25 protein-coding genes are annotated in these 22526 nt (G+C 58.9%); 11 read left to right on the forward strand and 14 right to left on the reverse strand.

The genetic code is table 11. The annotated features are described in order from the left end of the window. Positions 1-43 precede the first annotated feature (43 nt). Together BLO49_RS02580 and BLO49_RS02585 are read left to right on the forward strand one after the other, a co-directional pair. Entirely contained in the window at positions 44-757 is a 714-nt protein-coding gene (locus BLO49_RS02580) for a pirin family protein (RefSeq protein ID WP_090643801.1), read from the forward strand. A gap of 51 nt (positions 758-808) precedes the next feature. Next, positions 809-1276, forward strand: coding sequence for a hypothetical protein (locus tag BLO49_RS02585; RefSeq protein ID WP_139159605.1), 468 nt, complete (start codon positions 809-811; stop codon positions 1274-1276). Between the two features lies 1 nt (position 1277). On the opposite strand, the gene queE is transcribed toward BLO49_RS02585, so the two are convergent. Together queE and queC are read right to left on the reverse strand one after the other, a co-directional pair. Next, positions 1278-1913, reverse strand: a complete 636-nt coding sequence (queE, locus tag BLO49_RS02590) for a 7-carboxy-7-deazaguanine synthase (RefSeq protein WP_245678900.1) — start codon at positions 1911-1913, stop codon at positions 1278-1280. Next, positions 1910-2650 carry a 7-cyano-7-deazaguanine synthase QueC gene (gene queC / locus BLO49_RS02595; RefSeq protein ID WP_090643810.1) on the reverse strand — a complete coding sequence of 247 codons (741 nt, stop codon included), beginning with the start codon at positions 2648-2650 and terminating at the stop codon, positions 1910-1912. The genes queE and queC overlap by 4 nt, the downstream gene beginning before the upstream one ends. Positions 2651-2795: 145 nt before the next feature. On the opposite strand from queC, the gene BLO49_RS02600 reads away from it, so the two are divergent. The 5 genes from BLO49_RS02600 to BLO49_RS02620 all read left to right on the forward strand — a co-directional run bounded on the left by BLO49_RS02600 (position 2796) and on the right by BLO49_RS02620 (position 5384). Then, a complete protein-coding gene (locus tag BLO49_RS02600; RefSeq protein ID WP_090643812.1) occupies positions 2796-3245 on the forward strand; it encodes a PaaI family thioesterase in 450 nt (149 codons plus the stop codon). Further along, positions 3242-3637, forward strand: a complete 396-nt coding sequence (locus tag BLO49_RS02605) for a PaaI family thioesterase (RefSeq protein WP_090643814.1) — start codon at positions 3242-3244, stop codon at positions 3635-3637. Before BLO49_RS02600 ends, BLO49_RS02605 begins: the two co-directional genes overlap by 4 nt. A 262-nt stretch (positions 3638-3899) precedes the next feature. Further along, positions 3900-4127, forward strand: coding sequence for a hypothetical protein (locus BLO49_RS18330; protein ID WP_170828177.1), 228 nt, complete (start codon positions 3900-3902; stop codon positions 4125-4127). Positions 4128-4197: 70 nt separating this feature from the next. Beyond that, a complete protein-coding gene (locus tag BLO49_RS02615) occupies positions 4198-4629 on the forward strand; it encodes a hypothetical protein (protein ID WP_090643820.1) in 432 nt (143 codons plus the stop codon). Between the two features lie 110 nt (positions 4630-4739). Beyond that, a complete protein-coding gene (locus BLO49_RS02620) occupies positions 4740-5384 on the forward strand; it encodes a S24 family peptidase (protein WP_090643822.1) in 645 nt (214 codons plus the stop codon). Between the two features lie 135 nt (positions 5385-5519). Here BLO49_RS02620 and BLO49_RS02625 read toward each other — a convergent pair whose 3' ends face one another. Next, a complete protein-coding gene (locus BLO49_RS02625) occupies positions 5520-6701 on the reverse strand; it encodes a serine hydrolase domain-containing protein (protein WP_090643825.1) in 1182 nt (393 codons plus the stop codon). A gap of 57 nt (positions 6702-6758) precedes the next feature. Then, positions 6759-8426 carry a lysine--tRNA ligase gene (locus BLO49_RS02630; protein ID WP_090643827.1) on the reverse strand — a complete coding sequence of 556 codons (1668 nt, stop codon included), beginning with the start codon at positions 8424-8426 and terminating at the stop codon, positions 6759-6761. 229 nt (positions 8427-8655) lie between these two features. Here BLO49_RS02630 and BLO49_RS02635 point away from each other — a divergent pair, with 229 nt between their 5' ends. The 3 genes from BLO49_RS02635 (at position 8656) to BLO49_RS02645 (ending at position 11569) form a co-directional block, all read left to right on the forward strand. Continuing rightward, a complete protein-coding gene (locus BLO49_RS02635; RefSeq protein WP_090643830.1) occupies positions 8656-9069 on the forward strand; it encodes a MerR family transcriptional regulator in 414 nt (137 codons plus the stop codon). A 42-nt stretch (positions 9070-9111) separates the two neighbouring features. After that, positions 9112-10902, forward strand: a complete 1791-nt coding sequence (locus tag BLO49_RS02640; RefSeq protein WP_090643832.1) for an acyl-CoA dehydrogenase C-terminal domain-containing protein — start codon at positions 9112-9114, stop codon at positions 10900-10902. A 115-nt stretch (positions 10903-11017) separates the two neighbouring features. Beyond that, a complete protein-coding gene (locus BLO49_RS02645; protein ID WP_090643835.1) occupies positions 11018-11569 on the forward strand; it encodes a hypothetical protein in 552 nt (183 codons plus the stop codon). Between the two features lie 10 nt (positions 11570-11579). Here BLO49_RS02645 and BLO49_RS02650 read toward each other — a convergent pair whose 3' ends face one another. Next, entirely contained in the window at positions 11580-12062 is a 483-nt protein-coding gene (locus BLO49_RS02650; RefSeq protein ID WP_090643837.1) for a peroxiredoxin, read from the reverse strand. Between the two features lie 166 nt (positions 12063-12228). On the opposite strand from BLO49_RS02650, the gene BLO49_RS02655 reads away from it, so the two are divergent. After that, the gene (locus tag BLO49_RS02655; RefSeq protein ID WP_090643840.1) at positions 12229-12882 is read left to right on the forward strand and encodes a YqgE/AlgH family protein; all 654 of its coding nucleotides are present in this window, start codon (positions 12229-12231) and stop codon (positions 12880-12882) included. Here BLO49_RS02655 and BLO49_RS02660 read toward each other — a convergent pair. The 9 genes from BLO49_RS02660 to coxB all read right to left on the reverse strand — a co-directional run bounded on the left by BLO49_RS02660 (position 12879) and on the right by coxB (position 22522). Further along, complete coding sequence (locus BLO49_RS02660; protein WP_090643843.1) at positions 12879-14591, reverse strand: putative bifunctional diguanylate cyclase/phosphodiesterase; 1713 nt, start codon at positions 14589-14591, stop codon at positions 12879-12881. The two genes, BLO49_RS02655 and BLO49_RS02660, sit on opposite strands and share 4 nt — an antisense overlap. Before the next feature lie 82 nt (positions 14592-14673). Beyond that, a complete protein-coding gene (locus BLO49_RS02665; RefSeq protein ID WP_090643845.1) occupies positions 14674-15939 on the reverse strand; it encodes a M16 family metallopeptidase in 1266 nt (421 codons plus the stop codon). Further along, entirely contained in the window at positions 15936-16640 is a 705-nt protein-coding gene (locus BLO49_RS02670; protein ID WP_090643848.1) for an SURF1 family protein, read from the reverse strand. Before BLO49_RS02670 ends, BLO49_RS02665 begins: the two co-directional genes overlap by 4 nt. A gap of 76 nt (positions 16641-16716) precedes the next feature. Then, a complete protein-coding gene (locus BLO49_RS02675; RefSeq protein ID WP_090643850.1) occupies positions 16717-17613 on the reverse strand; it encodes a cytochrome c oxidase subunit 3 in 897 nt (298 codons plus the stop codon). Positions 17614-17829: 216 nt separating this feature from the next. Then, on the reverse strand, positions 17830-18390 hold the full coding sequence (locus BLO49_RS02680; RefSeq protein WP_090643853.1) for a cytochrome c oxidase assembly protein: 561 nt from the start codon (positions 18388-18390) through the stop codon (positions 17830-17832). Positions 18391-18392: 2 nt separating this feature from the next. Then, positions 18393-18611, reverse strand: a complete 219-nt coding sequence (locus BLO49_RS02685) for a hypothetical protein (RefSeq protein WP_090643855.1) — start codon at positions 18609-18611, stop codon at positions 18393-18395. Continuing rightward, the gene (locus BLO49_RS02690) at positions 18608-19585 is read right to left on the reverse strand and encodes a heme o synthase (RefSeq protein ID WP_090646016.1); all 978 of its coding nucleotides are present in this window, start codon (positions 19583-19585) and stop codon (positions 18608-18610) included. Before BLO49_RS02690 ends, BLO49_RS02685 begins: the two co-directional genes overlap by 4 nt. A 249-nt stretch (positions 19586-19834) precedes the next feature. Beyond that, complete coding sequence (gene ctaD / locus BLO49_RS02695; RefSeq protein WP_090643858.1) at positions 19835-21550, reverse strand: cytochrome c oxidase subunit I; 1716 nt, start codon at positions 21548-21550, stop codon at positions 19835-19837. Positions 21551-21574: 24 nt separating this feature from the next. Next, a complete protein-coding gene (coxB, locus tag BLO49_RS02700; RefSeq protein ID WP_090646018.1) occupies positions 21575-22522 on the reverse strand; it encodes a cytochrome c oxidase subunit II in 948 nt (315 codons plus the stop codon). Positions 22523-22526 lie beyond the last annotated feature (4 nt).

The raw sequence follows: 22526 nt of genomic DNA on the forward strand, positions 1-22526 counted from the left end.
AGTTACACTTATATGGAGGTCACATTTCAAGGGAGACTTTCTCATGATCGACAAAAGACCTTACAAACAACTCGGTGGCGCCAACCACGGCTGGCTGAACGCCAAACACCATTTCTCGTTCGCCTCCTATTACGATCCGGCCAAGATGGGCTGGGGCAGCTTGCGCGTCTGGAACGACGACGAGATCAAGGCTCAGACCGGCTTTCCGCCGCATCCGCACAACGACATGGAAATCATCACCTATGTCCGTGAAGGCGCCATTACCCACCAGGATTCCCTTGGCAATAAGGGGCGCACGGAAGCGGGCGACGTCCAGGTGATGTCGGCCGGCACTGGTATTCGCCATTCGGAATACAATCTGGAAAGCGAAACCACCAAGATCTTCCAGATCTGGGTCGAGCCCAGCGTTCGCGGCCAGCCGCCCGCCTGGGGCGCCAAGCCCTTCCCAAAGGGCGACCGTGCCGGCAGGTTCGTCACCCTCGCCTCCGGCTTCAAGGGTGATGAGGATGCCCTGCTGATCCGCACACCGGCCCGCCTGCTGGGCGCCACCCTGCTGAAGGACCAGTCCGAATCCTATACGCCGGTGAAAGCCCCCGAAGGCCAGACCAGACACCTCTATCTGGTGGTGGCGCGCGGCAAGGTCAGCGTCAATGGCGTCGAACTGGATGAACGCGACGGTGCGGCCATCAAGGATGAAGCCACGCTCGACATCCGAGCACTGGAAGACGCCGAGGTCGTGCTGCTGGATGCCGCTTAAGGCTTGAAGCGCCTCCGGAAGGTGTTACCATACATCTTCCGGAGGTATTTCATGCGGACTCTTCTTTTTGTTGCCAACTCATTACTGGCTTTAGCGGCTTGCTCTCCGACGCATCAGGCGCAGGTGGCCAACGCCGAATCAACGGCCGCCTCGGCGGTCATGTCAGCCATTACACCGCCTCCCGGCAGCCCGGCCCATAGTCTAGGCGGTGTTGATCTCGATAAATCCATTACCCTAGTCGGCACCGAGCCCTTCTGGAATATCCTGTTCGGTGATGGCCGCCTGGTCTTTTCCAGCCCGGATTCGCATCAGGGCCGCACGGTATCGGCCCCCTTTATCCTGAATAAGGACGGCGCCGAATGGCATGATGACGATATGGATATCTATCTGACGCCGGTGCGCTGTTCGGATGGCATGAGCGACCGCGGCTATCCGTTGAAAGCAGTCGTGCATATTGGCGGAACCGTCCTGAAAGGCTGCGCCAACAACACATCGCGCCTGCCCCAGAATCGCCCCTGAGTTACTTCAATCCGACTAGTTTATGGGTCTGGACGCTCATGCGCCATTGCGGGTGTTTCAGGCAGTAATCGATCACGGCCTGGGTATTGGCGGCCTGCTGCGGATCGTCCTTCGGCTGGAGATAATAGCGCTCAAAATTCAGGGCGAGAAATTCGGCCGGGTTGACACCTTCCTGCGGCCAAACCAGTTTTAATTCCTGACCATGGGTCTGATGCAGGCGATTGTCCGCCTTCGGGCTGACACAGATCCAGTCAATCCCTACCGGTACCTTGAGCGTGCCATTGGTCTCGACCGCGATGAAATAGCCTGCCGCCTTGACCGCCGCGATCAGGTCTGCGTCCAGTTGCAACAGGGGTTCGCCGCCGGTGAAGACCACGGCTTTCTGGCTCGGATCTGCACCTCCCCAGACCGCATCAAGCGCTGTAACTGTTTCCGAGGCGGTTCGAAACCGCCCGCCGTTTTCACCGTCGGTGCCGACAAAATCCGTATCACAGAAGGTACAGGCCGCCGTGGCGCGGTCCTGCTCGCGGCCGCTCCACAGATTGCAACCGGCAAAACGCGCGAAAACATTGACGCGACCAGCTTGCCCGCCCTCGCCTTGCAGGGTCAGAAAGATTTCCTTGAAACTGTACATCAGCGCTCCGCCGGAGTCCGGGCCTCAAGAAAGTGCTCGAAGCCGGTTTTGCGCAACTGGCAGGCCGGACATTCGCCGCAGCCATAGCCCCAGGGATGGCGCTCGGCGCGCACGCCCTTGTAGCAGGTCGTGGTTTCTTCCAGGATCAGGTCGACCAGCGCCTCGCCGCCCAATTCCTCCGAAAGCGCCCAGGTCTGTGCCTTGTCGATCCACATCAGCGGTGTGTGGATTTCAAACGGCCGCTCGATGCCCAGTTGCAGCACGGTCTGCATGGCCTGGAGCGTGTCGTTGCGGCAATCGGGATAACCGGAGAAGTCCGTCTCGCACATGCCGCCGACCAGGTGATCCAGGCCGCGCCTGTCGGCCACGGCAGCCGCATAGACGAAGAAGACCAGGTTGCGCCCCGGCACGAAGGAGGACGGCAGGCCACGTTCGGTCATGACGATCTCGGTCTCGCGGGTCAGCGAGGATTCCGCCACGGCGCCGAACCCGCGCAGATCGCAGACATGGTCTTCGCCGAGGCGCTCCGCCCAATGCGGAAAGGTCTCACGGAATTTCGCCAGCACCGTGGTCCGGGTCGTCATCTCGATCGAATGGCGCTGGCCGTAATCGAACCCGATCGTCTCCACACGCTCGAAATGGGTCAGGGCCCAGGCCAGGCAGACGCTGGAATCCTGTCCCCCGGAAAAGAGGACAAGCGCGGATTTGGCGGCGGGAACATGATCCAGGGACGCGGACATGGAACGAAAACTTTCGATGCTGTGAAGTCCTCATCTAAAACGCGCCTTTGCGAAGTTTTGCAAGCCTTTTGACGCGACGCAAAAACGGTTTCCTTTGACGTTTACGTCAAGCTGGCCAATTATAGACGGGCGAGAGGTGCAATCCATGACCCAGCTTTTTTCCGACATGTTCGGCACGATTATCGACAATACGCCATACATGAAGGCGATCGGCGCCTATTATGCCGGCGCTTCGGAAGACGGCATCACCATGGCTATGCCATGGCGCGAAGATCTGGTCGGTGATCCGGAAACCCGCGTCATCGCCTCCGGCGTGGTTACGGCTCTGCTCGATAACTGTTGCGGCATGGCGGTATGGGACAGGATCAACGCATTCAAGGCGGTCGCCACACTTGACCTGCGCATCGACTATATGCGCCCGGCCCTGCCCGGCCATGAACTGAAGGTGACCGCCAAATGCTACAAGCTGACACGCAGCATCGGTTTTGTGCGCGCCTTCGCTTATGAAACCAGCGTCGACGATCCGGTAGCCGCGGCGCAGGGCGCCTTCATCGTGACGGCTTTGAAATCCGATGCCACAGGCGTGAAATCATGATTAAACCGGACGCTGCATTGAAGAGCATCTCCTTCGCTACTTTTCTGGGCGTATGTCTGGAACTGGCCGGCGACGAACTGACCGCCCACCTGCCTTTCGCCCCGCACCTGATCGGCAATCCGATGATTCCGGCCCTGCATGGCGGCGTTATTGGCGCCTTCATGGAAATCACAGCTATGGCGCAATTAAAGCGCGACGGCAATTTCGATCACATACCTAAACCGATAGACGTCAACATCCAGTACCTGCGCTCTGGCAAGCCGCTCGATACCTATGCCCAGGCCGTTGTGAAGCGCATCGGGCGAACCATTTCCAGCGTCGAGGTTTCCGCCTGGCAGGAAACGCGCCAAAGTCCTATCGCCACCCTTCAGGCCCATTTTCTGATGGATTAAGCCCGGGCCAATTCTCCATAAAGGTGCATTTTGCAATTGAACAATCCAGGATTGCTGATACCCCTAAGAAGGCGCAGCAATAGGGCTGCGCTTGCCTATATATGATTCTGAGGGATCACACATAATGTCCAGAGAGAAAAAAATAAACGTTGCCAAAGCTTTATCAGTACAGCTTCGCGCAACAGAAGAGGCCATTGACACGGCTCTTTCCGAAGCCGCCCATCTGATCGAAACCTATGTCACTTCGCGGCGCGCGATTCACATGTCGACAATTATCGGCAACGACGTCCATCAAAATACGCTCAAGGCGATGATGGCGCTCAGCACGGCCCAGCAGCACATGACCGCCGCACACACAAACCTGACCTTGGTTCAGGCACAGATCGGTCTCGGCAATGTCGCCGTCCTGCCGGCAGATGATAAGCCGGCCCCGCCGCCGACCGGTTATTACGTGACGCCTGTTGAAGAAGAGGTCATCACCGCCGAATAGCCCCTTCCGGTCCAGGCGGGAATCGCGGCTTAAGTCCATTTGTGACAGGCGTCACGCAAGGACGAATTATATGCTGCATTCTCCCCTGGCCATTTTCGGCGCCGCTTTTCTGATCTTTGCCAGCCTCATGGCTTTTATCTTCGGCACATGGCGGGAAAGGGCCGGCGCGGCGCTTTATCTGGCGGCATACGTGGTCGCCAACGGACTGAACTGGCTTAGCCATATGCAGGACCTCAGCCACACAATAACGGATATCCTATGCCTGATCGGATTTGTCATCTTGTGCTGGAAATCGCCACATCCCTGGCCATTATGGGCGGCTGGTTTTCAACTCGCTTCCACCATGACCGGCATTTGCGGCCTACTGAACATCACCGTCTCCAAATGGGCCTATATGACGCTCCTTATCCTTTCGGCGTACGGTGTACTCTTGGCCTTGCTCGCTGGAACTTTTGCCGCCGCTCGCCGAAAACGGCGGCAACACATAGGCGGAAGCGAATAAAATCCACAAAATAGGTTGATTTTCCCATTATTAGATTTATTTTCCTCTGAATTAATTGTAATTCCTATTCCGGTGGCCCGTTCGGCCTTATCTTTGATACGATACCTGGTATGACCCTTTCGCATAACCACATCTGGGCCGCAATCGATGCCCTGGCGAACCGGCTCAATACCACGCCGTCGGGATTGGCGCGCCTGGCGGGTCTCGATCCGACAAGTTTCAATAAATCAAAGCGCGCCTCATCGGACATTCTACCGTCTGGCCAGTCCCGGCCGCGCTGGCCATCAACCGAAAGCCTGGCTAAATTGCTTGAAGCGACGGGCATCAAGTTTTCCGAATTCGCCCTGCTGGCTGAAGGCCGGTCCGGCGGACAGGGCATTCCACTGATCGGCTTCGCCCAGGCTGGTAATGAGGGATTCTTCGACGATTCCGGCTTTCCACTAGGTCAGGGCTGGGATGAAATCACCTTCCCGTCGGTTAATTCGGGCCTCTATGCGCTCGAAATTTCCGGTGATTCGATGCTGCCGCTTTACCGGGATGGCGACCGCATCCTGGTCGATCCTCATAATCAGAATCTGCGCAAGGGCGACCGTGTGGTGGTCAAGACGACCGAGGGTGAGGTTATGGCCAAGGAACTGGTACGTCTCTCCGCTCGTCAGGTGGAGTTACGTTCGTTGAATCCGGAGTTTCCGGACCGGGCCTTGGACCGGTTGCAGGTGGCGTGGATCGCGCGGATCGTGTGGGCCAGTCAGTAGAATGAATGTTACGGGGCGCGGGGCCTGCGGCCCCAAGCCTTCCCTGTCTTGTTTTCTCTCCGCCCCTGAGGGCGGGAAGAAAACAAGAGAAGAAAGGTGTGGGGTCACGGACCCCACACCCCATAACAATTTGCTCTATGACTTCCCCGCATAATCACCATATTCCCAATCATAGGGCACGCCAGTGTCGCCGAGAATAAATCGAACCAGATCGGCAAAAGCCGCTTCCGTGCGGACATCATTCGACAAGATCAGTACGCAACGTTTGGACATCTCAAGACAAACCAGGGTGTTGGCTGTCTGGCCATCATGCCCGCCCTTCATAAAACCATGTCCCTGCGGCCCGTCAAATACCACCACACCCAAGCCGGCATAGAGATCCTTGCGCTGCTGATCAGCCGGCAATTCATCGGCGAACGGCGGGAACTGCGTCTTCGTACCAATATGCAATTGCGGCCTGGTCATCTCCGCCCGCGAAGCGGCTGAGAGCCCCTCGCCCCGCACCAAGGCCGCGGCAAATTTCGACAGATCATCAATGGTCGTATCCATCGAACCGGCGGCCCGTACCTTGCTGCGCTCGTCGTGCTCGACCGCCTCCCCCTTGTCGTTGAAGCCATCGGCGAGATTGGGCCGGAAGTCGTCACGCCACATCAAAGAGGTGCGGGTCATGCCAAGGTTTTTAAATATGGCATTCGTCAGATCACCGACATCGACGCCCAGCCCCTTGTCCTTGCGGCCCTGCTCTATGACAAACTGCAGCAGGATCAGCCCCTCGCCCGAATAGGCAAAGCGCGTGCCGGGATCATAGTGGATGCGCAGCTTTTGATCCGGTTCCAGCCACCAGAAATTGGCGAACCCGGTGGAATGGGTCAATGCCATGCGCGGCGTGATCAGCTTCCAGCGCGGATCACTGGCCAGATCCTTGTAGGGTCCGTACTTATCCGGATAGATGGCATTGGTGTCGTACTCGACCAGCGGCCTGTCGAGCTCATCGGCAATCGGCGTATCAAGCCCGATCCGCCCCTGATCGACCAGTTTCATGACCGTATAGGCAAAAACCGTCTTGGTTAGCGAGGCGCCATACATGACCGTGTCGGTCTGGAGCGGGTCTCCCCTGGCATTGCGGACGCCATAGCTATGGACATAGGCGACCTTGCCGTCATCGATGACCGCAATGGCCAGCCCCTTGCCACCCGTCGTTTTCATGGCCTCAGCCACTTTTGCATCTATAGCCGGTGGCGCCGGGATAGGTTGGGGCGCGGCAGCAAAGGTGGGTACGCTTAGCAGGGCACTGAGAGCGACGACATAACGCAGCATGACAACCTCCCGATTTTACGGAAGGTCACCATGCTGTGTGCGGTACGTCAAGACAGCTTAGGCGACCAGATCGCCGTTAATCCCCTGTTCGAGCAGGGCAATCGTGCGCTCCAGTCCGAAAATGGCGACGAACGAACCAAAGCGCGGTCCCTGGCTTTGGCCAAGCAATACTTCATACAAAGCCTGAAACCAGGCGCGCAAGGGCTCGAATTCATGCGCCTTTCCGACCTCGAACACCAGATTTTGCAGAACCTCGGCATCTCGCGTATCGGTCGGCAGTTCGCGGAATTTCGCCGCCAGCTCGGACATTGCCGCCTTTTCCTTTTCGTCCGGCAATCGGAAGGTTTTCGACGGCTTTACGAAGTCCTCAAAATAGTTGATCGCATAACCGGCCAGGCGGTCGAGCACCGGTTCCGACTCCGGCGTGGCGCCCGGAATATAGGCGCGCAGGAAGCCCCATAGCGTTTCCTTGTCCTGAGCATTAGCGACAGAGACCAGATTAAGCATCAGGCCGAAGGTCACCGGCGGTGACTTGATCCCCGTATCGCCACGCAGCACGAACCAGACCGGGTTTTCAATCTGCTTAGCCTCTTCTTGCTTCGGGAAGGCATCCAACTGCTGGAAAAATTCGTCGGTCGCGCGCGGAATGACGTCGAAATAGAGCTTCTTGGCCGATTTCGGCGACTGGAACATGTAATAGGCCAGAGACTCCGGCGCGCCGTAACGCAACCAGTCTTCCATGGTCAGGCCGTTACCCTTGGATTTCGAAATCTTCTGGCCGGCCTCATCGAGGAAAAGCTCATAGTTGAAGCCTTCCGGCGGCGTACCACCCAGCACCTTGCAGACCTGAGACGACACCTTAACAGAATCGATCAAGTCCTTGCCCGCCATCTCATAATCTACACCCAGGGCCGCCCAGCGCATGGCCCAGTCCGGCTTCCACTGCATCTTGACGTGGCCACCGGTCACCGGCACTTCAAAACGCTCGCCGTCCTCTTCAAAGACGATCGTGCCGGCCGCGACATTGCGTTCCAAGGTCGGCACCTGCAGAACGAAACCGGTCTTAGGCGAGATCGGCAGGAAGGGCGAATAGGTGGCGCGACGATCCGGGCCCAGGGTCGGCAGCATGACCTTCTGGATAGCGTCGAAACGATCCAGAGCGGTCAGCAGCGTCTGGTCGAACATGCCACTCTTGTAGCATTCGGTGGAAGAGAGAAACTCATAGGTAAAGCCGAAGCTATCCAGGAACGCCTTCAGGCGCGCATTATTGTGCTGACCGAACGACGGATATTCGCCGAACGGATCACGCACCACGGTGAGCGGCTTATAAAGATCCTCGCGCAATATCTCGGCATTGGGGATGCCGTCCGGCACCTTGCGCAGGCCGTCCATGTCATCCGAGAAGCAGATCAGCCGCGTGGCCCAGGCGCCGCCAGTCATGGCCTCAAAAGCCTGGCGCACCATGGTGGTGCGCGCCACCTCGCCGAAGGTGCCGATATGCGGCAGACCGGAAGGCCCGTAACCGGTCTCGAAGATCACGGCGCGGTCCAGCCCCTCAAAAGTTTTCAAGGCCTCGTCTGTCTTGCCGGCCTCGATCAGGCTTAGCGCCCGTTTCTGGTCTTCATGTCCCGCAATGCGCGATTTGACCAGACGCGCAATCAGGTTGCGGGCCTGTTCAAACGGCCATGCACGGCCGGCGTAAGCAAGGGAAGCGAGAGACGACATGAGGAACCGGAAACTCCATAATTTAAAGAGGCCATGGCTTTAAGCCGCGCGCCTCTATGCGTCAATGAAAAGCATTCGGGAAACCTTCTTCGGCAGCCAATAACTTAACCTCCCCCTACGGAAACATTTTCGCTTGACCCATCTGCCGAAAGCACATAACTTTACGTTGACGTAAATGTAAGATTCTGCCACTGTCCATTCAAATCCAGAAAATGCCCAAAACGTACCCATGGAAACGCACCCTAAAGACTCCAACCGCACCTATTCGATCCGTCAGCTCTCCAAGGAGTTCGACGTCACGGCCCGCGCCCTGCGCTTCTATGAAGACAAGGGCCTGATCTCGCCGCAGCGCAAAGGCCAGACGCGCCTCTATTCGCCGCGCGACCGCGCCCGTCTGCAACTGATCCTCCGCGGCAAACGTCTGGGATTTTCGCTGGTTGAAATTCATGAAATCCTCGATCTTTACACACCCAAGGATCATGGCGCCGCTCAGATGCGTGCCACGCTGCACAAATATCGCGGTCAGATCGAGACCCTGAAACGCCAGCGCGAAGATATCGACGCGGCGATCAAGGACATGGTGGAAGGGTGTGTCTGGCTGGAAGGTCAGATCAATGAGCTGGAATCTGAAACCTCAAACTGATCAATATTTAATTCTACTTTCCTAAACAGGGATAACAAGAAAATGGCCTATGTAGCCCCGGTCCGCGACTATCAGTTCCTCTTCGAAAATGTCTTCAAGACGGACCAGTACAGCAACCTGAAAGGATTCGCGGACGCGGACGCGGGAACGGTGGCAGCCATTCTGGAAGAGGCCGCGAAATTCGCCGAGGAAGTCGTTCACCCGATCAATATCACCGGCGACAAGGAAGGCTGCACGCTCGATCCGATCACCCATGAAGTGACCGCCCCGAAGGGTTACAAGGAAGCCTACAAGGCCCTGACCGAGGCCGGCTGGACCGCCCTTTCCGGTGATCCGCAATATGGCGGCCAGGGCCTGCCGCACTTCGTCAATACCGCCTTTTCGGAAATGCTCTCCGGCGCCTCGTCCGCCTTCGGCATGTATCCCGGACTGACCGAAGGCGCCATATCCGCCCTTACCGCCGGTGGGACACAGGCGCAAAAGGACCTCTACCTGCCCAAGCTGATCAGCGGCGAATGGTCGGGCACCATGAACCTGACCGAGCCTCACTGTGGCACTGACCTTGGCCTGTTGCGCACCAAGGCGGTGCCGAATGGTGATGGCAGCTACAAAATCACCGGCCAGAAGATCTGGATTTCAGCCGGCGAGCACGATTTCACCTCGAACATCTGCCATCTGGTGCTGGCGCGCCTTGAAGGCGCCCCGGCCGGCGTTAAAGGTATTTCGCTGTTCCTGGTGCCGAAGTTCATCCCCGACGCCGACGGCAATCCCGGTGAGCGTAATTCGCTGCAATGCGCCGGCCTTGAGCATAAGATGGGCATTCACGGCAATTCGACCTGCGTCATGATGTATGACGAGGCCAAAGGTTTCCTGTTGGGTGCGGAAAACGAAGGGCTGAAGATCATGTTCTACATGATGAATAATGCCCGTTTCGGCGTCGGCCTCCAGGGCCTGGCGATCGGTCATGCCGCGCTTGTGGCCGCCAACCAATTCGCAAAAGACCGCCTGCAGGGCCGCGCCCTCACCGGCCCGAAATCACCGGAACTGCCGGCCGACAGCATCCTCGTCCACCCCGATGTCCGCCGTATGCTGCTTGAAAGCCGCGCCCTGATCGAAGGCGGCCGTGCCTTCCTGGCTTGGGTATCGCTTCAGGCCGATCTCGCGCACGTTTCCGAAGACGAAAAAGAGCGTGAAAAAGCAAGCGACTATATGGGTCTTCTCACCCCGGTCATCAAAGCTTATCTGACCGACAAAGGCCTGAAGGTCACGCAGGACGCCATGCAGGTCCACGGCGGTTCCGGCTTCACCGAGCACTTCCCGGCCTCGCAATATATGCGCGATGTCCGCATCACCCTGATCTATGAAGGAACCAACGGGGTACAGGCGCTCGACCTCGTCGGCCGCAAACTGCCCTCCAAGGGCGGCCGTGCGCTGCAAACCTTCCTCGGCGAAATCGACTCCTATATAGCCGCGGAAGAAGCGGATACGAAGGTGCCGGCCTATATCAAGGCGCTTAAGGACACCAAGGCGAAACTTTTTGATGGCACCATGTGGCTGATGCAGAACGGCATGGGCAATCCGGATGCCGCCGCCGCTGGTTCGCTCGACTACCTGCATCTCTTCGGCCTGACCTGCACCGCCTATATGTGGGCGCGCATGGCCAAGGAAGCCCAAGCCCAGATCGACGCCGGCGCCACTGATCCCTTCTTCGACACAAAGCTCAAGATCGGCCGCGTATTTCTGGAACGCATCCTGCCCGACGCCGAGGCGCATCTGATCAAGATGAAGGCCGGGTCAGATGGCCTGATGGCGCTGACTGACGATCAATTCTGATCGGCTCGCGGGGACCGGCCAGGCTGGTCCTCATAAAATACACGCGACAAGATAGGCGCCTTGCCCGTTAACCATATCCGGTATAGCTTATTCCTTTGGGGATAAGGGGCCTGGTATGAAGACGATTATAGCTGTGATCCTGCTGGGATGCGTCACGGCTTTTGCCTTGTGGGCGATAGCGCCGGAATCAACCGCCAGGCAATCCTGCGCGGTGCTTTCCACGGCCTGCATCAATACACCGGCCGAGTTCACTCATATCATCACCGATTATCACGGCGTGGCTTCAGATGGGCAGCCGCAATCGGAATATATATCGCTTTACAAAAACAGTGATAACCAGGAGCCGACGGTCCGCTTTGAAGCCCGCATCGATTCCCTGACAAGGGCCGAATTACCGGCCGACTTTACGTGCGCGCCGCGGGGCACGGATGAACTGCTGTGCCATCGACTGGTGCCGGACAGCAGCATCGAGGAAACCGCTATCCTGCGTCCGCAGGGTTTCCTGGGACTGCAAGCCTGCGATCCATCCTATGATGTGCTTTATCTTACACCGCGCGCCGGGCTTTCCGGCATACGTCTTGAAGACTATGCCGACCTGCGCCAGCGGCCCTCGCCACCGAGATATACCCTGTGGCAGGCCATGCTGGATCGCCGGAAGTGTGGCTAAAACCGGAAAACTAGAGATTTTCCAGTACGTATTCGGCGCTGGAGACCTTGAATTCACCGCCGGCCTCGACGAACAGTTTGTCGATCTTGCCATCCCGGATCACAGCGGCATAGCGCTGCGAACGCGGTCCCATGCCGAAGCCCGAAGCATCAAGCGTCAGGCCCATGGCCTTGGCGAAATCACCATTGCCATCGGCCAGCATGACCACTTCATCACTGATGCCCTGATCCTTCGCCCAAGCCTTCATGACGAAATAATCGTTGACCGAAGTGCAGGCCACAACATCGACGCCCTTGGCGGCGAAATCAGCCACATGGTCCTTGAAGCCCGGCAGGTGGCGCGCCGAACAGGTCGGGGTGAAGGCGCCCGGCACAGCGAACAGGACCACCGTCTTGCCGGCGAAGAAGTCCCTGGAGGCAACGGGCTTGGGCCCAGCTTCGTCAACCAGGGTCAGGGTGAGTTCGGGGATGGAGTCGCCGGATTGCAGGGTCATGACATGTCTTTCTGTATGGATCGCGGCGAAGTCGTAAAGGCATTCGCCATCAAAATGCGATACGGATGGCTATCCGCATTTGTGGCATTTTGCAATCAAGACAGTTGTATCCATATAAGGTACTATAACCTCCTCACGCTCGCGCCCTTCCAGAGGCATTGCCGCCATGATCAGTTCATCAGACACGTTGACCGAAGATGGTCACCCGCCGGCTCATATTTCCTATCAGGGGCAGTTGCTGATCGCCATGCCGGTATTGAATGACCAGCCTTTCAATCACAGCGTCATCTATGTCTGCCAGCATGACGAGGACCACGCCATGGGCCTGATCCTGAACCAGCCGATCAGTGGTCTGAATTTCAGCAAGATGATGAAGGAACTGGGCATAGAAAGCGACAATCCACGCTTCGCCCAAAGGCTGGCCATGCAGAAGATCTATCGCGGCGGCCCGGTCCAGAATGATCGGGGCTTCGTGTTGCACAGCCTCGATTATCAGATAGACGACATTACGCTCGATCTCGGCGGCCCCTTCATCAGCCGCCCCGATGGTGAAGAACAGGGCGTGGGACTGACCGCTTCACGCGATATCCTTGTCGATCTGTCCGCCGGCGCCGGTCCGGCTCGCAGCCTGATCGCGCTCGGTTACGCCGGCTGGGGGCCAGGCCAACTGGAAAGCGAAATCAGCCAGAATGCCTGGCTGGTCGTGCCCGCGAGCCAGGAACTGATCTTTGGCGGTGATCCGGAGCATCTGTGGAGCCGGGCCCTGGCCAGCATGGGTATCCAGCCGGGGCACCTGTCAGGGACGGCGGGAACGGCTTAAGCCGGCTTCAGTTCGCTGCGCAGGGATGCCGCCAGGAAAACTTCCGCATCGACCGGTTTCAAGGCCTTAGCAAACCCGTAACCTTGCCCCAGATGACACCCAAGGTCATTGAGCCGCCCGGCCAGGGCCATATCCTCGACCCCCTCGGCCACGACCTCCAGTCCGAAATCACGCCCAAGGGTCAGAATGGCGTGAACGATTTTTTCCGACGCCGCATCCGTTTGCAGCGTGATGATAAACGAGCGGTCGATCTTCAGCGTATCGAAGGGCAGCTTGGCGAGGTATGACAGGGACGAAAAGCCGGTGCCGAAATCATCGAGCGCGATGCCGGCGCCCGCGTCACGCAGGGCTTCCAGTGTGCGCGCCGCGGCGTCCGGATCGCGCATGACGTCGCTTTCGGTCACTTCCAGCTTGAGACATTTCCCCGGCAGACCCGCCTCGCGGATCAGGCGGGAGACATCTTCCACCAGATGCAGCCGTTCGATCTCCGGCGCTGACAGATTGACGCTGACGAAAAAGCCGGCGGGCAGATCATAGGCCGCACGCCACTTCGACAGGCACTTTACCGTCGAATTCAGGATGATAGCGCCCAGATCGGTCATCAGGCCGAGATCGCGCGCCGCCGTCAGAAAATGATCCGGCGGGATGATGCCGCGTTTAGGATGCACCCAACGGGCCAGGGCCTCGAAGCCCGCGATGACGCCCGTCTTGAGGTCGACGATAGGCTGATACCAGGCGTGAATCTCGCCGCTGATGAACGCCTTGCGTAACTCGGCCTCCAGCGCCAGGCGGGTCAGGCCATCGCTTTCCAGGTCACGCTTGTAGGCCGCCACGCCACCGGCCCCCTTTAATCGGGCGGCCTCAACCGCCATCTCGGCACGACGCAGCAGTTCGGCGCTTTCAAGCGCCCCGACGCCCCCCTCGATCGAGACCGCGCCCATCGAAAAGGTGGGGTGTATATCGAAGCCGGCGATGATAATCGTGCGCTCCATGGCGTTACGCATCCGCTCGGAGACGCGCGGAAAACCACGCAGGGTAAGGACCGCAAATTCATCCTCACCCAGCCGCGCCAAGACGGAAGCGTCACCAAAAGCCTCCCGCAGGCGCTGCGCCAGAATACCCAGCACCAGGTCGGCGCGTTCATGGCCGAGTGCTTCGTTCAAACGACGGAAGCGATTGAGATCGCCCACCACCAGATCGTAATCGCCCTCACGAGACAGCAGGCCCCGGCTGGCGTTCAGAAATCCCTGGCGATTATACAGGCCGGTGAGCGGATCAATATGGATATCCTGGACAAGGCTGTCCGCGTCCGGCATCTGGCGGATATCCCGGCTCATCTCGGTCACTGTGCCGAGCACAAGGGCCGGCCGGACCTTACACCCCTTGAAATACAGCAGGCGCCGGTCTTTCAACCGCATCAGACACTGAACATGCTCTTCGCCAGGCAGGCCGGCTGCAGTACGCACTTCCAGCGTTTTCAGGATCATATCCAGTCGGTCGGTTTCACCGGAGACAAACAGCGGCATCAGGTCTTCAAGCGTGAAGACACCAGTCAAAAGCGGCAGATCAAGCGCCTGCGCATCGCCTCTGAATTCAAGCCGGCCACGCGAGAGATCATAAGCCCACAGGAGGCTGTCGGCGCCCGCCAGCGCAAGCGCCTGGATAGTCTCGTCCTCCAGCCATAAGGGCGATGCGCTTCCGCTATCCATAATGCCTTCCGCCCTCCATGACAGTTGCCCCTGTCAGGAATGACGTGATTTGCGCCGGAATGCACCCGCAACTGCATAAAAATTACGCCGCCAGCAAGGCCGACACATCGCTCATGGTTTTGGGCCCCAAAAGCGCGCTGGCGCACGTCTTTTGCCTGCTTATGGCCGAACCGACGCGTACCAGATCATCGCGGCCGACACCTTCGATATCGGCAGCCACCTCATCGAGTGTAAAGACCTTGCCGAAGGTCGACAACTGGCTGGCGAAGGTGCCGCAGCGCGAGGCCGCACCTTCGTGATTCAGGAACAGCGAGGTCATGAACTGCGCCTTCGCCCGTTCCAGTTCCGCCTGCAAAGGATTGGATGAAAGCTCGCTCAAAACCTTTTGAATCAGTTCGATAAGCGGCGCCACATCCGCGGCCGCGCAACCGGCATAGATGCCGAAAATGCCGCCATCACGGTATGGCGTGGTGAAGGAGTCGATGCTGTAGGCCAGCCCCCTCGCCTCGCGCGCCTCCTGGAACAGGCGCGAGGCCATACCACCCCCCAGGATCTCGCTGAACAGGCGCAAGGGAATAATATCCTGGCTCAGCCGGCTGACACCTTCAAAGCCGATGGTCAAATTGGCCTGTTCGATCCTGCGCTTCTGGACGTGGCGTTCCGTGGTGAAGCGCATGGCTGCCGGCTTGCCGAAACCCGCATGGGCCGGAACGGACTCGACACGCGGCTTCAGCGCCGCATAAACCTCTTCCGGCACCACACCGCCGGACACGCAAACGACGATCTGGTGTGGCGCGTAAAGCGTCTCGGCAAACTCACGCAAGGCATCAGGTGTCACCGGTTTTAAGCTCTGTTTCGTGCCCAGGATCGGGCGACCGAGCGATTGTCCGGCAAACATGGCCGATTGCAACAGGTCGAACACATGGTCGTCCGGCGTGTCATAGGCTTCGAGAATCTCCTGTTCGACCACCTTCTTCTCGCGTGCCAGTTCTTCCGCGTCTATCGCCGGGCGAAACATCAGGTCGGTAATGATCTCCAGCGCCAGCGGCATCAGGCTGTTGAGGCCGCGCACCTCGAAGCGCGTATGCTCATAGCCGGTGGAGGCATTGATGGTGCCGCCCTTATGCTCGATGGCTTCGGCGAGGTCGCGGGCCGTGCGGCCAGCAGCGCCCTTGAAAACCATATGCTCCAGCAGGTGCGCCCAGCCTGATTGCGCCTCAGTCTCGAACCGCGCCCCGCCATAGATCAGGGCACTTAGAGCAAACGTCTTCAGCCCTGGCATAGGATCGACCAGCAGGCGCAGCCCGTTATCAAAGGTATAGAGCTTTTGCGAGGCGAGGATGGTCAAACGGTTTTGTTCTTTCTGGCACGCTGGTAAATTACACTGCCGAAAACGCCCAACAGAGCCCAGCCGAGGCCAAACCAGGTCAGGGCATATTCCATATGGCGGTTAGGCAGGGGCGCGGTCAGCGGTCCCTGCGACAGGCCCGCTATATCGGCGTGACTGGCCTTGAGGTCAAGGACCAGGAAATAATCGTCTCGCAGACTGGCATTTAGCCGCGGTCCCATTTCGGTCGCCGAGCGCCAGTACCAGTCATTTTCGGCGACGCGATTGACCAGGGTAAACGGGCCGGACTTTTCAAAAGCTCTCAGACGACCGACCGGCGTAATCACCAGTGCCGCAGGGGGTAATTTTTCCCTAGCAAATCCGACATCGACCAACATGGCCTTCTCTTCCAGCGGACAAGCCGTCAGAACCCGATACCCCGGCACACCATCGACTTCCGAATGCATGTAGATTGCGTGGCCCAGGTCGATCTTGCAGGCTGCCAATGCCGCCGACCGCCAGTCGGGCTTCGCCTGCGCCAGCAAGGTTTCTGCCGGCAGGGGCGCGGCAGCCTCCGTGCGGGCCATATCGGCAATCAGCCCTTCCTTCCATTTCAGGCGCTCAAGCTGCCAGATGCCCAGCCCATTGAGGATGACAAAGGCAATCCCGGCGGTAATGGCCAGTCCGGGCGGCACGGCTTTCAGATATTCACGCAGGGTCATGAGGCGCCGTTTAAATAGTGAGGGCGCCGGCTCTGTAGCCGACGCCCGTAAAGCAAAATCAAATTCAGCCGTCCGATTAGTGCGGACCACCGAAGATGACGTAGACGAAGGCAAAGAGGAAGAGCCAGACCACGTCAACGAAATGCCAGTACCAGGCGGCAGCTTCAAAACCAAAGTGCTTCTTCGGGGTGAAGTCACCGGCAATGGCGCGCAGCAGACAGACGATCAGGAAGATAGTGCCGATCAGGACGTGGAAGCCGTGGAAACCCGTGGCCATGAAGAAGGCCGAACCATAGAGGTTGGCGGCGCCGGTGGCATCGGCCGCATCCTTGAACAGGAAGAAGTGGAAGTTGTGCTCCTTGGCGACTTCCATATATTCAAAGCCCTGGACGCAGGTGAACAGAGCGCCGAGGATAACCGTCAGCAGTAGGCCCTGGATGGCGCCCTTGCGGTCATTTTGCTGGAGCGCGTGGTGCGCCCAGGTGACCGCGGTGCCGGAGGTCAGCAGCAGCAGGGTATTGACCAGCGGCAGATGCCAGGGATCGAGCGTTTCGACGCCTGCCGGCGGCCAGGTCGACCAGGCAGTCTTCACTTCCTCGATGGCCGACATGTCGCCGGCGCGATGGCCGTGGAACAGGGCCATTTCAAAGAATATCCAGAAGAAGGAGACGAAGAACATGACTTCAGAGGCAATGAACATGATCATGCCGTAGCGCAGGCCAAGCTGCACGACCGGGGTATGATCGCCCGCCTTCGATTCCTTTATGACATCGCGCCACCAGAAGACCATGGTGAGCAGAATCAGCGCCAGGCCGACCAGCATCAGCCACCATTCGCCCTTGGCGACGCCGAACAGGCCGCGCATACCGGCCACCATGCCGAATGCCCAGACGACCGCCGATGCCGAACCCATCAGGGGCCACGGGCTGGGGTCAATGATATGGTAGTCGTGTTTAACGCCGTGATGGGCCATTTTCGTTCAACTCACCTTTTAGTACCGCTTCCTGGAGGGCGGCTGATTTTATATGTCAGGCATAACCTGAGATTCTGATTATGCCAAATTATCTTTAAACACAATGCAAAGCGCACCAAGATTCCGTCGCTTTTCCAAGTTTTGACGTCCTTTACGTCGAAACTTGGCAAGGGCAAGGCCCGCCGCCTTTGCGGCGAGCCCCGCGGCGCCTGAGCGCTACGATGCGGTTTTTGAGACGCTTGCGGGTACTTTCGATTCAAAAAACGTATAGGACAGGGTCACATCCGGCACGGTATTGGTGTCGCTGTTTTCCATCAGCTTCGGATCAAGGAAATAGACGACCGGAAAGCGCTGCGACTCACCGGGCTGAAGCGTGACATCATTGAAGCAGAAACACTGCGTCTTCATGAAGTAGGCCCCCATCGTATCCGGCAGCACATTATAGGTGGCGCGCGCCGTCACCGGATGGTCGGCATTATTCTTCACATCGAACCACACCATGGCCGATTTCCCGACACGAGTATCAAAATAAGGCTTCTCCGCTTTGAAACTCCAGGGCACGCCGTTGGTATTGGTATCGAAGCGCACGCGGACAATTTTTTTGCCCGGTGTCTGGATCGCCGCCAGGGTGGCATTGGCCTTGCGGGCCGTGCCGGCAAAACCCGTGGCGTTGCAAAAGGCGCGATAGGCCGGCACGGCGGCGGCCGTGAGCGCGCACATGACGACAAGCGCCCCCACCAGCGATAACACCACCTTGCTGTTCCGGCTGAGCGCCATGTCTAATGGCTTCCCGAAACAGAGGCGCGCGCCGTGGCGGCATTTTCAGCATCATGCCGGATGCCCTGCGACATGCGCGCCATCGAAATGAAGAAGACCAGCACGACGAACCCGGCAAGGGCCAGCCCGATATAGAGGTTGCGCTTCTTCTGCGCCTTCACATAGGCGGCCTTGCCTTCCGCCAATACGTTTTCTGGCGGGTTTTCAGGGTGCTCGGTCATGACATCAGTCCGGTAATGACGTGTTCGACCAGCAGGGTGGCGAACAGTGCCGTCAGATAAAGGATGGAAAAGGCAAAGAGGTTACGCGCAGCCAGGGCTTCCTTCTTAACATCGTAAAGGCTGGCCTCACCACCTTCCGGATGGTCGCCGGCACGCGACAAAAAGACGCGCACGGCCAGATAGATGAAAAAGGCACCGCCGAGGATGGAAACAACCGCATAGACCAGTCCGCCCATATGGAAGGCGATCGGCAGGCAGGCGACCGGCGCCATCACCAGCGAATAGAGCAGAATCTGCAACCGGGTCGATTTGGCCCCTTTGGCCACCGGCATCATGGGAATGCCGGCATTGGCGTAGTCTTCGGTGGTATAGAGGGCCAGCGCCCAGCTATGCGGCGGGGTCCACAGGAAGATGATGGCGAACAATATCCACGCCTCGATCGGCGCATGGCCGGTAGCCGCCGCCCAGCCGATCACCGGCGGAAAGGCGCCGGCCGCCCCGCCGATAACGATATTCTGCGGGGTGCGGCGCTTCAGGATCAGCGTGTAGAAAACAACATAATAGGCGATGGTCAGGGCCAGAAGGCTGGCGGCCAGGCCATCCGGAAAGGCCAGCCACATGAGGGCCACCGACAGGAAGGCCAGCACACCGCCAAAGGCATAGGCATCACTTTTGGTCACCCGCCCCGCAGCCACCGGGCGCATCCGGGTGCGGCGCATTAGGGCGTCGGTCTCGCCTTCGATGGCCATGTTGAGCGCGCCAGCCGCCCCCGCGCCGATGGCGATACAGAAGACCGCGACCGCCGCCAGCAGCGGGTTCATGTGGATGTTGGCCCAGGACTGGGAAATGATCAGGCCGGTAAAGCCGGTGAAGACGACCAGCGACATGACGCGCGGCTTCAGAAGCTGGAAATAGTCACGCGGCGATCCGCGCATGGCCTTGGAGGCATAGGCGTCGCGCAGGTTCGCTTCCATCTCCTCGCGGGTCAGGGCGGATTGCGACTTTTTCGCCTTGGTTTTCGTTTCAGAACTCAAGCTACGGGCCTTCAAGAACAAAGGGGGCGAAGACCGTTCGGACTTCACCCCCCGATTTTTCATATTTGCGGTCTAGCCCGCTGTGACGTGGCGAAAATGATTGGCTTTCGAGAAACGAAGTGGAGCGTACTCCAGTACGTGAGCATCGTATCACAGAAAGACGGTCATTTGCAGCCCGTCACAGTAGGGCTAGTGATGTGCGTCTTCGTCTTCTTTTATTACCGGCAGTTCGGAGAACTGGTGATAAGGCGGCGGCGACGACAGGGTCCATTCCAGGGTGGTGGCGCCTTCGCCCCACGGATTGGCCTCACCCTTGCGGCGGACAATGGCCGCTTCCAGGCACATGATCAGGAAGACCACGACGCCGACGGCCGTGATGGCGTAACCGATCGAGGAGATCTTGTTCCAGTAGGCGAAACCTTCGGGATAATCGACATAGCGGCGCGGCATCCCTTGCAGACCCAGGAAGTGCTGCGGGAAGAAGATCAGGTTGACGCCGACGAACATGATCCAGAAGTGTGCCGATCCCAGCCATTTGTTGTACTTCACGCCGAACATCTTCTCGAACCAGTAGTAGAAGCCGGCAAAGATCGAGAAGACGGCGCCGAGCGACAGCACATAGTGGAAGTGCGCGACAACGTAATAGGTGTCCTGCAGGCTGTAATCGACCGCAGCGTTCGAGAGGACGACGCCGGTGACGCCACCGACCGTGAACAGGAAGATAAAGCCGATGGCCCACTGCATCGGCACGGTGAACCACAGCGAGCCGCCCCACATGGTGGCGATCCACGAGAACACCTTCACGCCGGTGGGCACTGCGATGACCATGGTGGCCAGAACGAAATAGGCGCGCAGGTCGAACGACATGCCGACCGTATACATGTGGTGCGCCCACACGATGAAGCCGACGAAGCCAATGGCCATCATGGCGTAAGCCATGGCGAGGTAGCCGAAGACCGGCTTGCGCGAGAAGGTCGAGACAATGTGCGAGATGATGCCGAAGCCCGGCAGGATGAGGATGTAGACTTCCGGGTGACCGAAGAACCAGAACAGGTGCTGGAACATGATCGGATCGCCGCCACCGGTCGGATCGAAGAACGAGGTGCCGAAGTTACGGTCGGTCAGCAGCATGGTGATGGCGCCGGCCAGGACGGGCAGAGACAGCAGCAGCAGGAAAGCCGTGACCAGGATGGCCCAGGCGAACAGCGGCATCCGGTGCAGGGTCATGCCCGGCGCGCGCATGTTGAAGATGGTGGTGATGAAGTTGATCGAACCGAGGATCGACGAGGCGCCGGCCAGGTGGAACGACAGGATGACGAGATCCATGGCTGGTCCGGGCGAACCGGTATGGCTCGACATCGGCGGATACATGGTCCAGCCGCCGGCAAAGCCGTGCTCCCCCCCAGGCCCTGACGGCGTGAAAATCGAGGTGCAGAGCAGCACCCACGAAGCCACCAGCAGCCAGAACGAGATGTTGTTCAGGCGCGGGAAGGCCATGTCGGGCGAACCGATCATGATGGGCACGAACCAGTTGGCAAAACCGCCCATGGTGGCCGGCATGACCATGAAGAAGATCATGATGACGGCGTGGGCCGTGACCACCGAGTTGAAGGCGTGCTTGGCGTGATCGGGGTTGGACAGGTTGAACAGACCCATGGAATCGAGCATCGAGCCCTTCATGAAGACCTGGAGGCCCGGTTCGGCCAGTTCCCAGCGGATCAGGCCCGAAAAGGCGCCGCCGACCAGACCGGCCATGATGGCGAAGATCAGATAAAGGGTGCCGATGTCCTTGTGGTTGGTCGTGAAGACCCAGCGGGCGAAGAAGCCCGGCTTGTGTTCGTGCGCGTCATGCGCGTGGCTGTCCGCGTGGGTATCGCGTTCATGAGTGATGGCAGTTGAAGACATGATGGATATCTCTCTGAACTGAACTTAGTGCGCGGCGGCCGCACCGGAAGCGGGCGCGGCAGAGGCTGAGGCGTTAGCGGGCGTAGCGGCAGCAGAAGCCGGCGCTGCGGAGGCAGCGGCCTCGGCAGAAGCACTGGCGGCCGTAGCTGCGGAAGCGGCGGCTTCTTCAGCGGCGGCGGCAGAGGCCGCGGCTTCCGAAGCGATCATGGCGCGGGTCTTGCCGCCGTTCTTGATGATGAAGGCGTCGAAGTCGGCATCGCTGACCACCTTCACCTCGATCGGCATATAGGCATGGTCCTTACCGCAAAGCTCGGAGCACTGGCCGTAATAGGTGCCGATCTTCTCGGCCTTGAACCAGGTGTTGTTCAGGCGGCCGGGAATGGCGTCGATCTTGAAGCCGAAGGCCGGAACGGTGAACGAGTGGATGACATCGGCGCCAGTCGTCTGGACGTGGATGACCTTGTTGACCGGGACAACCAGCACATTGTCAACTTCCAGCAGATAGGGGATGCCGGCGGCCTTGGCCGTCTTGATGTCCTTCGCGTCTTCGCGCAGGCGCGATTCGATATCGGTCACGCCCAGTTCAGGATAGTCATAAGTCCAGAACCACTGGTTTCCGGTCGCCTTCACCACAACATCGGGCTTGGGCATATTGTTATAGTCGCGCAGCAGACTGAGCGAGAAAATGGCGATGACGACGAGAATCAGCACGGGGATGACCGTCCAGATGATCTCGATCAGGGTATTGTGCGAAAACTTGGCCGGGACCGGGTTAGCCTTCTTGTTGTAGCGGACCATGATCCACAGCAGCAGACCGGCAACCAGCAGACAGATGGCAACGATGATAGGGAACAAAAGGTCGTTATAGAACCATTCCGTCTGACGCTTCAGCGCCGAACCCGCCGGCTGCCAGCCCATGGCCTTGTCCGTCGGTTGTCCCAGCACGTCCTCGGCAAAGGCCGAGACCGACATGGAC

The organism is Asticcacaulis taihuensis, assembly GCF_900100255.1.
In the GTDB taxonomy this organism is placed as follows: domain Bacteria; phylum Pseudomonadota; class Alphaproteobacteria; order Caulobacterales; family Caulobacteraceae; genus Asticcacaulis; species Asticcacaulis taihuensis.